This is a genomic window from Enterobacter sp. ECC-019 (genome assembly GCF_043974075.1).
Classification (GTDB): Bacteria; Pseudomonadota; Gammaproteobacteria; order Enterobacterales; family Enterobacteriaceae; genus Enterobacter; species Enterobacter asburiae_D.
The window spans coordinates 1891679-1906997 of the sequence record NZ_CP143759.1 but is presented as its reverse complement, the minus strand read 5'-3'; the positions used below and the strand labels follow the sequence as shown (position 1 = coordinate 1906997).

Genomic DNA, 15319 nt, shown 5'->3' with positions numbered 1-15319 from the left:
TCTCCCTCTCCCGGTGGGAGAGGGCCGGAGTGAGGGCATCCGCGCACGTTACACCTTCAACCCCTTCACATACGCCACCAGCTGATCCACCACAACCCCCCACCCTTCGTGGAAGCCCATCTGCTCATGCTGCTCGCGGATTTCCTTCGTCGGATGGCGCGCTATCGCCGTGTAGCGGGTTTTGCCCTCGCCCACATCCTCAAGCAGCAGGATCGCCGTCATAAACGGTTTCTCAGCAGGCTTCCAGTCTTCCCCGTAACCGTCGGTAAAGACCAGCTTTTTTCCGGGATCGATTTCAAGAAATACGCCCCGGTTATCCATCCGCTGCCCGTCCACATCAAACACGGTGTTGAACCGCCCGCCCACGCGCAGGTCGAGGTCGCATTCGGTCACTTTATGGGGAGCAGGAATGAAGAAGTTTTTGATGTGCTCTGGCGTGGTCCAGCAGAGCCACAGCAGGTCGCGCGGTGCGTCCACCACGCGCTCCAGTTTTAAGTCTGTTTCAGGATCGAGCGTCACGATGTTGTCCTCTTAAGGGAACCCCTTAAAGGATAGCCGGACTCAGGCGAATTTGCCGCTTGCCACCGCTTCCGGCGTGACCACGCCCGTATCCAGCACCCAGCCGCTAATCAGCGAGGCAGGCGTAACGTCAAACGCCGGGTTATAGACCTGCGCGTTTTCCGGCGCCCACTGCACCGCGCCAAAGCGTCCGGCAACGCCCGTCACCTCGCTGGCGGCGCGTTGTTCAATGGGGATAGCGTCACCGTTCGGGCAGTCCGGATCGAGGGTCGTTTGCGGCGCGGCAACGTAGAACGGAATGCCGTGGAATTTCGCCAGCACCGCCAGAGAATAGGTGCCGATCTTGTTCGCCACGTCGCCGTTAGCGGCAATACGGTCTGCGCCCACCCACACGGCGTCCACTTCCCCTTTCGCCATCAGGCTGGCGGCCATGGAATCAGTAATCAGCTGGTACGGCACGCCCAATTCGCCAAGCTCCCACGCGGTCAATCTACCGCCCTGCAGCAGCGGACGAGTTTCATCCACCCAGACGTTGCTGACATTACCGTCCCGATGCGCGCGGGCAATCACCCCCAATGCGGTGCCAACGCCCGCCGTTGCCAGCCCGCCGGTGTTGCAGTGGGTCAGCAGACGGCTGCCGGGCTTCACCAGCGCGCTGCCGGATTTCGCAATGGCGTCACAGAGTCGTTTGTCTTCGTCAATCAGACGCAGCGCCTCCGCCACCAGCGCCGGAACATACTCTTCCTGCCACAGCGCCAGCTTCATGCGGTCAAGGTTGTTCATCAGGTTCACCGCCGTCGGGCGGGATGCGCGCAGGGTTTCCAGCGCCGCCGCCAGCTCGTCGCGGCTTTTGCCGTTTTCTGCCAGCAGCGCCAGCAGCAGGCTTGCAGAGAGACCAATCAGCGGCGCGCCGCGCACCCGCAGGGCATGAATGTGTCCAACCAGCGCCTCTACGGTCGAGGCATCCAGCCAGCGTTTCTCCTGCGGAAGCGCCTGCTGGTCGAGAATAAAGAGCTGATTATTCGCCACCCGCAGGCTGGTCGTCTGTAATGTCTGCATGTCGTTAATTCCCTGTTGCGTTGTTGTAGCACATTGTGTCAGGATGAAATCCAGATGTATAGACGTCTACATGTCTTTATTAGCAAACCCGTGAGGAACAGGCCATGTCGCAATACCGTACCTTTACCGCTCAGGACGCCGTGGAATATGCCAGGCAGTTCGGTGGCCTTGATGACCCATCATCGCTGGTGGAGGCGCATGAGGTAGGCGACGGCAACCTCAATCTGGTATTTAAAATTTTCGACAGCGCGGGCGTGAGCCGCATCATCGTCAAGCAGGCGCTGCCCTACGTGCGCTGCGTCGGGGAGTCCTGGCCGCTGACGCTGGACCGCGCCCGTCTTGAGGCGCAAACGCTGGTCGAGCACTACCAGCACAGCCCGCAGCACACCGTAAAAATCCACCACTTCGACCCGGAGCTAGCGGTGATGGTGATGGAAGATCTCTCCAGCCATCGCATCTGGCGCGGCGAGCTGATCAACAACATTTACTACCCGCAGGCGGCGCAGCAGCTGGGCGAATACCTCGCGCACGCGCTGTTCCACACCAGCGATTTCTACCTGCACCCGCACGAGAAAAAAGCGCAGGTGGCGAAATTCATCAACCCGGAGATGTGCGAGATCACCGAAGATCTGTTCTTCAACGATCCGTATCAGATCCACGAGCGCAACAGCTACCCGGCCGAGCTGGAAAATGACGTAGCGGCCCTGCGCGACGACGCCCAGCTAAAAATTGCCGTAGCCTCGCTGAAGCACCGTTTCTTTTCTCAGGCTGAAGCCCTTTTGCACGGCGATATTCACAGCGGGTCGATTTTTGTGGCCGACGGCAGCCTGAAGGCCATCGACGCCGAGTTCGGCTATTTCGGGCCGATTGGCTTTGACGTCGGCACCGCCATCGGCAACCTGCTGCTGAACTTCTGCGGCCTGCCGGGACACCTGGGCATTCGCGATGCCGCCGCCGCGCGCGAGCAGCGCCTGACCGATATTCAGGAGCTGTGGAACACCTTCGCGGAACGCTTCCAGGCGCTGGCAAACGAGAAAGCCCGCGACGCCGCGCTCAGCGCACCGGGCTATGCCTCCGCGTTCCTGAAAAAGGTCTGGCATGACGCCATCGGGTTCTGCGGCACCGAGCTCATTCGCCGCAGCGTCGGGCTTTCCCACGTGGCGGATATTGACACCATTCAGGACGAGGCGATGCGCCACGAATGCCTGCGCCACGCGATAACGCTCGGTAAAGCGCTGATTGTCATTGCCGACCGTATCGACAGCGCGGAAGAGCTGGTGGCAAGGGTTCGTCAGTACAGCTGAGTGCTTTTGCCGGGAGGCGGCTTCGCCTTACCCGGCCTACGATCCGCGTGTAGGCCCGGTAAGCAAAGCGCCACCGGGCAAAACTTACCCCAAATACTCAATCACCGACAACCCGCCGTTATAATCCGTGCTGTAGATAATCCCCTGCGCATCCACAAACACGTCGCACGACTGGATCACCTGTGGACGATTCGGCCGTGTGTCCATCATCCGCTCAGGTGCCGCTGGCACCAGCGCGCCGGTTTCAACCGGTCGATACGGATTGGAAATGTCATACGCGCGTACGCCCGCGTTCTGCCAGGTCGCAAAAATCAGCGTCGAGCTGACGAAGCTCCCCGGCCGGTTCTCGTGCAGGTTGTGCGGGCCGAAATGCGCCCCTTTCGCCACGTAGTCGGTTTCATCCGGCTGCGGGAAGGTCGAGATGCTCACCGGGTTCGACGGCTCGCGGATATCAAACAGCCAGATGAGCTTTTCGCCGTCCTCCTGGTTATCCAGCACCGCTTCGTCCAGCACCACCAGCAAATCGCGGTCCGGCAGCGGCAGCGCGGTGTGCGTGCCACCCCCAAACGGCGGGCTCCAGCTGCGGTGGCTAATGAGCTTCGGCCGGGTGCGGTCCTTCACGTCCAGCAGCGTCAGGCCGCCGTCGCGCCAGCTGCCGTACGCGGTATCCCCCGCGATAATCGCGTGGTGCAACGCGTAGCGCTTCCCTTCCGGCCACTCCGGCTTCTCCCCTTCGGCCTGGTTCATCCCCGGCAGCCACCAGCGCCCCGCCACTTCGGGCTTACGCGGGTCTGCCAGATCGATGGTCAGGAAGATGTAGTCGGTAAAGCCGTCGATCAGCGCTGAAACGTAGGCCCAGCGGCCGCCGACGTACCAGATGCGGTGAATGCCGATGCCGCTCAGCGACAGAAAGCCGATTTCGCGTGGCCTGTCCGGCGTGGAGATATCAAAGACGCGCAGCCCGGCGCTCCAGCCTTTGTCCTGCACGTCGCTGACGGTCTCCCCCACCTGGCGGGTGTAGTAGACCTTCTCGTCGGCAAAGCGGGCATCGGCAAACAGATCCCGGGCGTTAATCACCAGCAGCAGGTCGTCATGCGCCTGCAGATGCACGTTCCAGGTGCCGGGCGGCGCGGGCACGTAGCCTGCCGCTTTCGGGTTCTTCGGGTCACGCACGTCGACAATCGAAAAGCCCTGCGACACCATGTGGCCGATATAGGCGTAACCGCGGTGCACCATCAGCTGCACGCCGTCCGGACGGCCGCCCTGGTCGCTGTGGCCAATCAGCCGCATATTGCGGCTGTATTCAGGTTGAGGTAATGCAGACATATTGGAATCCTTTCGCCGGATGGCGGCTGCGCCTTATCCGGCCTACAACACCGTAGGCCCGGTAAGCGAAGCGCCACCGGGCATTATTTTGACCTGGCTTCCAGCGTCGCAAACCACGGGGCGATAAAATCTTCCGTCTGGCCCCAGCCCGGAATGATTTTCCCCAGAGACGCCACGTTCACCGGGCCCGGCTGAGCGGTCAGCAGCGCCTGTGGAATAGCTGCCGCTTTGAAATCGTAGGTCGCAGGCGTCGCTTCCCCGGCAATCTTGTTCGCCACCAGACGCACGTTGGTCGCGCCAATCAGCTTCGGATCCACCGCCACACTCACCTTCCACGGGCTGCCGGACTCGCGCATCAGCTGCAGATCCTGGTTGGAAATGTCGATGCTGTAGAGCTTGATTTCGGTGCGGCCGTTCTCCTTCAGCGCCTTATACGCGCCCTGGCTGAAGGCGTCCCAGGTGCCCCAGATGGCGTCGATTTTGCCTTTCGGGTATTTCGCGAGGATCGCACCCACCTTGTTGGCGGTATCACCCTGCACGTCAGAGGAGACTGCGCCGATGGACTCCAGCTCTTTGATGTCCGGATACTGCTTTTGCAGCACTTTATAGGCCGCCTGACGACGCTCCATCGGCGGGAAGCCCGCCACCCACAGCTTGACGATATTGGCCTTGCCGTTGAAATCTTTCGCCAGCTGGCCGAAGGAGAGGTTGGTCAGGGAGGCATCGTCCTGCTGGGTGACGGTCACGCCCGGGATCTCGCCGTTAACGGCAGTATCAAAGACGGCGACTTTAATCCCGGCATCCACCGCCTTCTTCACCAGCGCGGTGGAGTACGGATCGCGCCCCTGAGAGAGAATAATCCCGTCATATTTCTGGCTGATCGCCTGGTTCACGAAGTCCTGGAATTTGGCGTCATCCCCGTTGCTTAAAAACGTGCTGACCTTAAAGCCGAGCTTTTTACCTTCCTGAATTGCGCCAGCAATAAATTGCGTGGTGTTGTCGTCTGAGCCAAGGTTACGGATCACCGCGATGCGGATCGGGCCGTCATGGTTCGCAATGGCAGCCGGAAGCGGCGCGGGCGTAGCCGCGAAGCCTGGCAGCGCCGTGAGCAACCCAAGTGCCACCAAAGAGAGTGCAATCTTTTTCATTTTTTATCCCGTTGTGTTGTCAGCGTTTTTGTATGTAAGTAATCGCCAGTGCCACCGCGAGCACCAGCCCTTTTATAATGTCCATGGCGTAATACGGCACCGAGAGCATCACCAGCCCGTTCGACAGCACGCCAAGAATAACCGCCCCGACCAGCGTCCCCAGCGCGTTTGGCTTGCCGGACCCGGCCAGCGAGAAGCCAATCCAGGCCGCCGCCACCGCGTCCATCAGGTATCCGCCGCCCGCATTCACCTGCGACGAACCGATGCGCGACGCCAGCAAAATCCCGCCCAGGCCCGCCAGCAGCGAGGCGATTACGTAGGCCGCCACCTTGTAGCGCGTGGTGCGAATGCCGGAGAGACGCGCGGCTTCGGGGTTGCCGCCGATGGCGTACATCCGGCGTCCGTGAGTGGTCAAAGACAACCCCAGCTGCGCCAGCACGGTCACCACCAGCATGACGATCACAATGGTCGGCACCTGCCCCAGCAGGCTGAACGCCGCCGGAATGGTCCCTTCCGCCATGTCGCCGCTCGGCAGCACCATGTTCTCGGTAATCGACCCGCCGTAGCTGTAGGTCATCGCCACGCCCTGGATCACAAACAGGCTGGCAAGGGTCGCGAGCATGTCCGGAATACGCAGGATGACGATCAGAAAGGCGTTAAACAGCCCCACCAGCGTGCAGAGTGCAAGGGTGATCAGAATCGACTCGGTGGTACCAAAGCCGTGCCAGACGAAAAGGGAAATCACCAGCGCGTTCGCCAGCGAGGCGGTGGACCCGACAGAGAGATCGAACCCGCCGATGGTCAATGAAATCGACACGCCAATGGCAATCACCGTCACGATGGCAATCGAGCGCAGAATATTGATGATGTTGTTCGGATCGAGGAAGCTGTCCGACGCCAGGCCAAAGACGGCCACCAGCGCGACGACGGTCAACAGCATGCCCCACTTGTAGAGAAAATCGAAAATCTGCTGACGGCCAGACGCCGCCGCGTTCACTGAAAGGGCCTTGCTCACGACGCCGTTCCTCCGGTTGAATAATAAAGTAGTGTCTCTTCTCGGGCCTCGGCCCCGGCGATTTCCGCCACGATGCGCCCGTCCCACAGCACGCAGATGCGGTCGCACAGCCCGACCAGCTCGGCAAACTCGCCCGAGGCGTAAATAACCCCTTTGCCCTCGCGCGCCAGGCCGTCGATCAGCTGAAACAGGTCGGTTTTGGCCTTCACGTCCACGCCTTTGGTCGGCTCGTCGAATATCAGCACGCGGGCGTCATTGCGCAGCCATTTACCGATGGCGACCTTCTGCTGGTTGCCGCCAGATAAGCGGCGCAGCACCTGCCCCGGCCCACGGGCGCGCACGCCGACGCGGGCAATCACCTCTTCCGCCCAGCGCCACGCCTGACGATGGCCAAACAGGCTCCAGCGCGAAAAGCTGTTATCGGCGCACACGGCAAGGTTCATGCTCACCGGCTCGTCGATAAAAATGCCCTCTTTCCGCCGCTCCTCCGGCACCAGCGCCAGACCGCGCAGCACGGAGTCGGCCGGGTCGCGCGGCTGCCAGGATTGATGATTCAGCTCACCGCGCGCCACGCGGCTTTTGGTGGCGCCAAACAGCGCCTTGCAGAGTTCGGTTTTCCCAGCGCCCGCCAGCCCGGCAATTCCGAGGATTTCGCCTTTGCGCAGGTGCAGGGAGATATCTTTCAGCAGCGCGTCGTCGTGAAGCCCCTCAACACGCAGCAGCGTTTCGTCGCCGTGCGGCGGCCGCGCGGGCGGATAGATATCGCTCAGCACGTGTCCGAGCATCTTCTCGACGATCGCTTCGCCGCTAAGATCGGCCATCGGGCCGGACTCGATCAGCTTGCCGTCGCGCAGCACCGTTAAGGTGTCGCAAATGGCCTTCAGCTCGTGAATACGGTGGGAGATAAACACCACGCCGATGCCCTGCTGCTTTAAACGTCTCACCACCGCAAAAAGACGCTCGCTCTCGTGCGCATCCAGCGGCGCGGTGGGTTCATCAAGAATCAAAAAACGGCAGTGGTGGGACAAGGCGCGTGCCAGCAAAATCTGCTGCTTTTCGGCCAGCGAACAGCTGTCGATGGAACGGCGAACGTCCAGCGTAACGTCAAGCTGCGCCAGCGCCTGTCTCGCCTGCTGGCGGGTCGCGCGCCAGTTGAAGCGATGCCCCGGCTGCGCCAGCTGGTCGAGCATGATGTTTTCGGCAATGCTTAACCCCGGGATCAGCGCCACGTCCACCTCCTGCTGTACGAGGTGGATCCCCAGCCGTTTGGCGTCAAGCGGTTCGCGGATCGTCACCGGCTGGTTGTTAATGCTGATCTCGCCCTCATAGTGGTCGTGCGTGCCGCACAGCACCGCCATCAGGGTCGATTTCCCCGCGCCGTTGGCACCGGTCAGCGCATGCACGGATCCGCCGGTTAAGGTGAAATTCACGCGCGACAGCGCCTGAAAGCCGGAAAAGGCCAGGCTGATACCGCGCATCTCAAGGCGACTGGAAACCATCCGCGTAAATCCTTCATTACTCTTCTGATTTATCGAATTTTTCACAGCTCCGGTTGACTGACAACGACGGAAAAGGCATAACTTAAAGCGAAATATTATTAGCCATCCGGATGTCCAGACATAACATCGGGTTAGCGCTTGCTAAAAAAGGACAACACCATGAGCAACACCGATATCCGCGTCGTGCCTGGCCCGGCGAACTACTTCTCTCACCCCGGAAGCCTTGCGCAGCTGGATAATTTCTTTACCCCGGAACAGCTTTCCCGCGCGGTGTGGATCTACGGCGAGCGTGCTATCGAAGGCGCGCGCCCTTTCCTGCCGGAGAGCTTTAACGCGCCGGGGGCGAAGCACCTGCTGTTTAAGGGCCACTGCAGCGAGCGCGACGTCAGCCATCTGGTAAATGAATCCGGCAGCGATGCCAGCGTGGTGATTGGCGTCGGCGGCGGTGCGGTGATGGATACGGTGAAAGCCGTGGCGCGTCGTTTAGGGGTGCCGTTCGTGGGTATCCCCACCATTGCCGCCACCTGCGCGGCGTGGACCCCGCTCTCCGTCTGGTACAACGATGCCGGTCAGGCGCTACATTTTGAGATCTTCGACGACGCTAACTTCCTGGTGCTGGTGGAGCCGCAGATCGTCCTTAACGCCCCGGCGGAATATCTGCTGGCGGGCATCGGCGATACGCTGGCGAAGTGGTACGAAGCCGTGGTGTTGGCACCTGAGCCGGAGAACCTGCCGCTGACCGTGCGGCTGGGCATCAACGGCGCGCTGGCGATCCGCGACGTGCTGCTGGAACGCAGCGAAGAGGCGCTTGCCGACCAGCAGCGCGGTGACCAGACGCAGGCGTTCCGGGACGTGGTAGATGCGATTATCGCCGGTGGCGGGATGGTCGGCGGCCTGGGTGAACGCTATACGCGCGTTGCGGCGGCGCATGCGGTACACAACGGCTTAACCGTGCTGCCGCAGACGGAAAAATACCTGCACGGCACCAAGGTAGCCTACGGCATTCTGGTGCAGAGCGCCCTGCTCGGCCAGGACGACGTGCTGGCGCAGCTGGTGACGGCGTACCAGCGTTTTAACCTGCCGACCACGCTTCGCGAGCTGGACGTCGATATCAATAACCGGGAAGCGCTGGATAAGGTCATTGCCCACACCCTGCGCCCGGTGGAGTCGATTCACTATCTGCCGGTTGCGCTAACGCCTGACGTTCTGCGCGCCGCGTTTGAGAAAGTGGAATCCTTCAGCCGTTAATCGCGTCGACAGGCTATACCTAATGATGATTCTTACCACTCTCGTAACGAGGTCATCATGCAGATCGATTTAACAGGTAAAAAGGCGCTGGTTACCGGCGCCAGCCGCGGGTTGGGTCGGGCAATTGCACTCTCGCTGGCGCGCGCCGGTGCGGATGTGATTATTACATATGAAAAATCGGCCGATAAAGCCCAGGCGGTCGCCGATGAGATTAAGGCGCTGGGACGACACAGCGAAGCCGTGCAGGCGGACAGCGCCAGCGCGCAGGCGATTCAGGATGCCGTCACCCATGCGGCGCGTTCCCTTGGCGGGCTGGACATTCTGGTCAACAACGCCGGGATCGCGCGCGGCGGCCCGCTGGAGTCCATGACGCTGGCGGACATTGACGCCCTTATCAACGTCAACATCCGCGGCGTGGTGATCGCCATTCAGGAAGCGCTGGTGCATATGTCCGACGGCGGGCGCATCATCAACATCGGCAGCTGTCTGGCAAACCGCGTGGCGCAGCCGGGGATCGCGGTTTACTCGATGACCAAATCGGCCCTTAACTCCCTCACCCGAGGGCTGGCCCGTGATTTAGGGCCGCGCGGCATTACCGTTAACCTGGTCCATCCCGGACCGACCAACAGCGATATGAACCCGGAAGACGGCGAACAGGCTGACTCTCAGCGTCAGCTTATTGCCCTGGGCCATTACGGCCAGCCGGAAGACGTCGCGGCGGCGGTCACGTTTCTTGCCAGCCCGCTTGCCGGGCAAATCTCCGGAACCGGTCTGGACGTGGACGGCGGTTTGAACGCCTGATCGCATATTTCCTGCAAGCCTCTGTCGCCCGACAGAGGCCTTATCGAGCGCCCTCGACGGTTCACGTTTTGTCGCTTTCTCCCGTTTTTTCTCCGCTCTACATTACCCCATAAGAAATTCGGAATTTATCTAATAGTCTTATTATTTCCTTATATTTTGTGTGGGCGTACAGTGGAGGTACGGATGAAGATTGTCTGGTCGAATGGTGCAAAGAAGGCGTTTTCAAAGATTGACGAGCGGTATCAGCGTCGTATTGAGGTAAAGCTTGCTGAGCTGGATGACCGCTCGGCTCCCCGGCCCGATATCAAAAAAATATCGGCGACAGAAGATCATTTCCGGCTACGCATTGGCGATTACCGCATCATCTATACGCTTCGGGACGATCCCGATGACCATTGTTATGTTTTCGCCGTCAAGCGCAGAACTTCAACGACTTACCTGCATGAGGAGAGTGCCAACTATGGCTGTACAGCTAATCAAGGACGATAACGGGAAAACGCAGTATGTCGTTATTCCCTATCACGAATATTTTCGTATGCTCTTACAGATGGCAGAAATTGACGACGAAACCGACGACGATCTGGAGGATATTGAAGTTGAACACGATAGCCTGGATGACGTTGAATTGCCGGGAGAAGTATGCAGCATCATGACCTGGCAGAACGTCAGCCTGCAGGCCGCGTGGCGTATCCTGCGCGGCATGTCCCAGCAGGAGGTGGCGGAAAAACTCGGCATAACCCAGTCCGCCGTGTCACAGCTTGAGGCCCTGGACTCCCGTCCGCAAAAACGCACCCGTGAAAAGCTGGCGGCAATTTATGGCTGCAAGCAGGAACAGATCAGCCTCTATTTACCGAAAGAGGGTTAACAGCACTTCGCCCCGCCCTTGCCGCCGTAGCGGGCGTCCTGACGGTCGCGGAAAAATTCTTCGTAGGTCATGGGCGTCTGGTCCGGATGGTTGACGCGCATATGCTCGACGTAGTTGTCGTAGTCCGGCACGCCAATCATCATTTTGGCGGCCTGGCCCAGGTACTTACCTGCTTTGGAAAGGGTGTCGAACATAATTCTGGTCTCACAGGAAATGTAGGCCGGGTAAGCGCTAGCGCCACCCGGCACACAGGTTAATGCGCCCCTTTGGCCTGGGTGACAATTTCTTCCAGGTTTTCAGGCATCGGCTCGTACGGCGTCTCTTTCGCCGTTGGCTTATCGTTTTTCAACGCCGCCAGCGCGGTCTTGAGAGAATACAACGCCAGCACCACGACCACCACCATAAAGAAGATAGTCAGCCCGGCATCCAGACGGTTGTTAAACACCAGCTGCGACAGCTGGGACTCGGTGTACTGCGCCGGGATCTTGCCGCTGTCGATCATGGCCTGGAACTTGTTGGCGATTGCCAGGAAGCCCACCTTGTTGTCCGGGCTGAAGGCTTTCTGCCAGCCCGCCGTCAGGGTACAAATCAGCAGCCAGGCGGTTGGCACTAATGCCACCCAGGCGTAACGCTGGCGCTTCATCTTGAACAGCACCACCGCGCAGAGCATCAGCGCCATGCCCGCCAGCATCTGGTTGGCGATACCGAACAGCGGCCACAGGGTGTTAATCCCGCCCAGCGGATCGACCACGCCCTGATGCAGGAAGTAGCCCCACGCCAGCACGCACAGCGCCGTTGCCAGCAGGTTCGCCGGGAGCGAATCGGTACGCTTCAGGTTCGGGGAGATCACGCCAAGCAAATCCTGGAGCATAAAGCGCGCCGCACGGGTTCCCGCATCCACCGCCGTCAGGATAAACAGCGCCTCGAACAGGATGGCGAAGTGATACCAGAACGACACGTCCATCAGCCCGCCCAGCGCGCCGTGAAGAATGTAGGCCATCCCCACTGCCAGCGTCGGCGCCCCGCCCGCACGGGAGATAATCGACTGCTCGCCCACTTCACTGGCGATGCTCGTCAACGTATCAGGGGTAATCGCAAAGCCCCAGCCGCTCACCACCTGTGCAGCAGATGCCACCACGTCAACGGTTCCGGCAGGCGCCAGCACCGCCATCGGGCTGTTCATCGCGAAGTACACGCCCGGGTCGATGATACAGGCCGAGACCAGCGCCATGATGGCGACAAAAGACTCCATCAGCATGCCGCCGTAGCCAATCAGGCAGGCCTGATTTTCATTCGCCAGCATCTTCGGCGTAGTGCCAGAGGCAATCAGCGCGTGGAAGCCAGACACCGCGCCGCAGGCGATGGTGATAAACAGGAACGGGAACAGGTTACCGGTCCAGACCGGGCCGGTGCCGTCGATGAACTTGGTTAACGCAGGCATGGTCAGGGTCGGGCGCATAATCAGAATGCCGATCGCCAGCCCGATGATGGTACCGATTTTCAGGAAGGTGGAGAGGTAGTCGCGCGGGGCCAGCAGCAGCCACACCGGCAGCACCGCCGCCACAAAGCCGTAGCCCACCAGCATCCAGGTCAACTGAACGCCGGTAAAGTCGAAGAGCGGCGCCCAGGTCGGGCTTTCCGCCACCCAGCCGCCGGAGATAATGGCGAACACCAGGAATACCAGACCAATCACCGACACTTCACCAATGCGCCCCGGGCGCAGATAGCGAATGTAGACCCCCATAAACAGCGCCAGCGGAATGGTGAAGGCAACGGTATAGGTTCCCCACGGACTATGGGTCAGCGCTTTCACCACGATCATCGCCAGCACCGCAAGGATGATCACCATGATCATAAAGGTCGCCACCAGCGCAATCACCCCGGCGGTTGCCCCCATCTCCTCTTTGACCAGCTCACCCAGCGAACGCCCGTCGCGGCGGGTAGAGACGAACAGCACCATAAAGTCCTGCACCGCGCCCGCCAGCACCACGCCCGCGAGGATCCAGATCATCCCCGGCAGATAGCCCATCTGCGCCGCCAGCACCGGCCCCACCAGCGGGCCCGCCCCGGCAATCGCCGCAAAATGGTGACCGAACAGCACTTTTTTGTCGGTCGGCACATAGTCCAGCCCGTCGTTATGGCGGACGGCAGGCGTCATGCGCGTGGCATCAACCCCTAAGACGTTCTTCGCGATATAGCGGCCATAAAAACGGTATGCGATCAGATAAATGCAGACGGAGGCGACAACAATCCACAGCGCATTGATCTGTTCCCCCCGGTTGAGGGCGATATAGCCCAGGGCAAAGGCTCCCACAACGGAGAGCCCTGCCCATGTAAGGTATTTCCCTGAGTTGTTCATCGTGGTTATCCGTTGTTGTGAAACAGTGAGATGTTACATTTTGTTTCTAGAACAACGACGAAAATTTAACAACTATGAAACGCAATAATGCGTGGTCAAACCAGAGATTTACACCACATTGTTAAGCCGATCACTTTCAGCAGAATCACTTAGCCCAACACCATCGTACTCAACCGGCAGGTGCAGCACCGCCGCCCCTGCTCGTCGAATACCACAATCTCCCAGCTCTGGCTGGACCGCCCCAGATGCAGCGGCTGGCACACCCCGCGCACCTTTCCGTGAGAGACCGCGCGGTGGTGCGTGGCGTTCAGCTCCGTGCCCACCACGCTCTGCCCGTCGCGGGTCATCAGAAAACCGGCCATTGAGCCCAGCGTTTCCGCCAGCGCCGCGGAGGCCCCACCGTGCAGCAGGCCAAACGGCTGGTGGGTACGCGCATCCACCGGCATCTCCGCTTCCAGCGTGTCGTCCCCGATGCGGGTATAGACGATGCCGAGATGCGCCACCAGGGTGTTCAGGCTGGTCGCGTTCAGCTCCTCGAGCGGTACATGACGTTTCCAGATCATCTACGCCCCCAGCGTGGAGCCGCCGTCCACCACGATATCCTGCAGGGTGATATGGCTGGCGGCATCGGAGGCGAGGAACAGCACCGTACTGGCAATCTCCTGCGGGCGGGCGATTTTGCCGAGCGGAATGCCGAGCTTAAACTGCTCGCCAAAGCCGCGAATACGCTGCTGCTCCGCATCGTCGCTTTTCCACAGGGTGCGCTGCATGTCGGTATCCGTTGAGCCGGGTGACACCAGATTACAGCGCACGCCGCTGCCTGCCAGCTCCAGCCCGACGGTCAATGCCAGGCTTTTCAGCGCCGCTTTCGACGCGCCGTAGGCGCTCATGCCGATGCGCGGCGTGTGTGCCGCATCTGACGCTACCGTCACAATCGCGCCGCCCTGCTGACGACGGAACTGGCCCATCGTCTGCTGGAACAGGTTGAACGCGCCGCCGACGTTGACCGCGAAGGTCTGCTGCCAGTCCTCCAGCGAGAGCTGGTCCGTCGCCCCCATGCGCAGAATACCCGCCGCGTTGACCAGCACGTCCAGACGCTCAAGGCTATTAAGCAAACGGCCACACACCTCGCTGACCTGCGCATCATCCGCCACGTCCAGCGTTTCAGTGGTAAACGGATAATCACCCAGCGGAAACGCCAGATCGAAGCCGGTCACCTGCGCGCCCGCCTCAGCGAACGCCAGCGCCGTCGCATAGCCAATGCCTTTACCCGCCCCCGTCACCCAGACGGTTTTACCGGTGAAATCAAATCCCATTACTTCACCTCGCGGGAGAGCAGCGCCCACCAGGCGTCGATTGTTGGATTTTTTGCCAGCATCACGAAGTCGATATCGCCATGCACTTTTCGCCAGCGGGCGGCCAGGGCCATCATGCGCACCGAGTCCAGACCGTAGTCGATCAGGTTTTCGCCATCCATCGGCTCGTCGGACTCGTCCAGCAGCGGCAGGATCAGCTCGCGCAGCGCCACCTTTGAGGCAGGAACGGACGGCAGCAGCTCGTCGGTCATCACCACGCGGCCAGAGCGCCCGGCCACGTAGTTAAGGGACATCAGGTGCTCGTCGCGGGTGAAATCCGCCAGCGCGTCGGCAATAAAGAACGGTTTAATGTCGCGCATAAAGGCATCGGTGGCGGTGGTCATGCAGCCGATGTGGGCATACACGCCGGTAATCAGCAGCTGGTTGCGACCCGTCTCTTTCAGCATCTGCTCCAGCGGCGAGCGGTGAAACGCGCTGTAGCGCCACTTCACCAGCACGGTGTCCGCTTCGTCCGGCGTCAGCTGAGCGACGATACGCTGCTGCTCCGGCGATCGGGTCAGGCCCGGCCCCCACATGTCGTTGAGCAGGGCGCGGTCTTCGTCGCTCTGTTCTTTCGGCTGGGCGGTGTAGTAAACCGGAATGTTATGTTCTTTGCAGTACGCGCGCAGTCTGGCGATGTTCGCCACCACCTGCTGCATCATCGCGCTATTTTCGCCCCAGAAGTTCAGGAAGTATTCCTGCATATCGTGGATCAACAGCGCGGCACGTTCAGGCTCAAATGCCCAGTTCACTTTATTAGTCGGCAGCTCTGCGGCGGTCGGCAGCGCGTAAGCGGTTAATTTTGGAATGGTCATACTCTG

General features: G+C 60.5%; 16 protein-coding genes. 5 read left to right on the top strand and 11 right to left on the bottom strand.

The window, feature by feature from the left end:
- Nucleotides 1–48 precede the first annotated feature (48 nt).
- Together V1566_RS08885 and mtnA are read right to left on the bottom strand one after the other, a co-directional pair.
- Nucleotides 49–519, bottom strand: a complete 471-nt coding sequence (locus tag V1566_RS08885) for an SRPBCC family protein (protein ID WP_395305651.1) — start codon at nucleotides 517–519, stop codon at nucleotides 49–51.
- A gap of 42 nt (nucleotides 520–561) precedes the next feature.
- Nucleotides 562–1578, bottom strand: a complete 1017-nt coding sequence (gene mtnA / locus V1566_RS08880; protein ID WP_395305650.1) for an S-methyl-5-thioribose-1-phosphate isomerase — start codon at nucleotides 1576–1578, stop codon at nucleotides 562–564.
- Nucleotides 1579–1682: 104 nt separating this feature from the next.
- On the opposite strand from mtnA, the gene mtnK reads away from it, so the two are divergent.
- Nucleotides 1683–2882, top strand: a complete 1200-nt coding sequence (gene mtnK, locus V1566_RS08875) for an S-methyl-5-thioribose kinase (RefSeq protein WP_395305649.1) — start codon at nucleotides 1683–1685, stop codon at nucleotides 2880–2882.
- 84 nt (nucleotides 2883–2966) lie between these two features.
- Here the strand turns inward: mtnK and V1566_RS08870 are convergent, their stop codons facing one another.
- The 4 genes from V1566_RS08870 to V1566_RS08855 all read right to left on the bottom strand — a co-directional run bounded on the left by V1566_RS08870 (nucleotide 2967) and on the right by V1566_RS08855 (nucleotide 7870).
- Nucleotides 2967–4208: an LVIVD repeat-containing protein gene (locus V1566_RS08870; RefSeq protein ID WP_395305648.1), complete on the bottom strand. Its 1242-nt coding sequence runs from the start codon at nucleotides 4206–4208 to the stop codon at nucleotides 2967–2969.
- A gap of 83 nt (nucleotides 4209–4291) precedes the next feature.
- The gene (locus V1566_RS08865) at nucleotides 4292–5356 is read right to left on the bottom strand and encodes a sugar ABC transporter substrate-binding protein (protein WP_395305647.1); all 1065 of its coding nucleotides are present in this window, start codon (nucleotides 5354–5356) and stop codon (nucleotides 4292–4294) included.
- Between the two features lie 19 nt (nucleotides 5357–5375).
- Complete coding sequence (locus V1566_RS08860; protein ID WP_039024441.1) at nucleotides 5376–6371, bottom strand: ABC transporter permease; 996 nt, start codon at nucleotides 6369–6371, stop codon at nucleotides 5376–5378.
- Nucleotides 6368–7870, bottom strand: coding sequence for a sugar ABC transporter ATP-binding protein (locus V1566_RS08855; protein WP_395305646.1), 1503 nt, complete (start codon nucleotides 7868–7870; stop codon nucleotides 6368–6370). The genes V1566_RS08860 and V1566_RS08855 overlap by 4 nt, the downstream gene beginning before the upstream one ends.
- Nucleotides 7871–8029: 159 nt before the next feature.
- Here V1566_RS08855 and V1566_RS08850 point away from each other — a divergent pair, with 159 nt between their 5' ends.
- From V1566_RS08850 to V1566_RS08835, 4 genes are all read left to right on the top strand, one after another.
- The gene (locus tag V1566_RS08850) at nucleotides 8030–9118 is read left to right on the top strand and encodes an oxidoreductase (protein WP_395305645.1); all 1089 of its coding nucleotides are present in this window, start codon (nucleotides 8030–8032) and stop codon (nucleotides 9116–9118) included.
- A 57-nt stretch (nucleotides 9119–9175) separates the two neighbouring features.
- The gene (locus V1566_RS08845; protein ID WP_259386652.1) at nucleotides 9176–9919 is read left to right on the top strand and encodes an SDR family NAD(P)-dependent oxidoreductase; all 744 of its coding nucleotides are present in this window, start codon (nucleotides 9176–9178) and stop codon (nucleotides 9917–9919) included.
- A 183-nt stretch (nucleotides 9920–10102) separates the two neighbouring features.
- Entirely contained in the window at nucleotides 10103–10408 is a 306-nt protein-coding gene (locus V1566_RS08840) for a type II toxin-antitoxin system RelE/ParE family toxin (protein ID WP_395305644.1), read from the top strand.
- Nucleotides 10380–10784, top strand: a complete 405-nt coding sequence (locus V1566_RS08835) for a helix-turn-helix domain-containing protein (protein ID WP_029740113.1) — start codon at nucleotides 10380–10382, stop codon at nucleotides 10782–10784. Before V1566_RS08840 ends, V1566_RS08835 begins: the two co-directional genes overlap by 29 nt.
- Here V1566_RS08835 and V1566_RS08830 read toward each other — a convergent pair.
- From V1566_RS08830 to V1566_RS08810, 5 genes are all read right to left on the bottom strand, one after another.
- Nucleotides 10781–10978, bottom strand: a complete 198-nt coding sequence (locus V1566_RS08830) for a YbdD/YjiX family protein (protein ID WP_006809671.1) — start codon at nucleotides 10976–10978, stop codon at nucleotides 10781–10783. The two genes, V1566_RS08835 and V1566_RS08830, sit on opposite strands and share 4 nt — an antisense overlap.
- Nucleotides 10979–11037: 59 nt before the next feature.
- Complete coding sequence (gene cstA, locus V1566_RS08825) at nucleotides 11038–13143, bottom strand: pyruvate/proton symporter CstA (protein ID WP_395305643.1); 2106 nt, start codon at nucleotides 13141–13143, stop codon at nucleotides 11038–11040.
- A gap of 149 nt (nucleotides 13144–13292) precedes the next feature.
- On the bottom strand, nucleotides 13293–13706 hold the full coding sequence (gene entH, locus V1566_RS08820) for a proofreading thioesterase EntH (protein WP_395305642.1): 414 nt from the start codon (nucleotides 13704–13706) through the stop codon (nucleotides 13293–13295).
- Nucleotides 13707–14459, bottom strand: coding sequence for a 2,3-dihydro-2,3-dihydroxybenzoate dehydrogenase EntA (gene entA / locus V1566_RS08815; protein ID WP_395305641.1), 753 nt, complete (start codon nucleotides 14457–14459; stop codon nucleotides 13707–13709).
- Complete coding sequence (locus V1566_RS08810; RefSeq protein WP_395305640.1) at nucleotides 14459–15313, bottom strand: isochorismatase family protein; 855 nt, start codon at nucleotides 15311–15313, stop codon at nucleotides 14459–14461. Before V1566_RS08810 ends, entA begins: the two co-directional genes overlap by 1 nt.
- Between the last annotated feature and the right edge of the window lie 6 nt (nucleotides 15314–15319).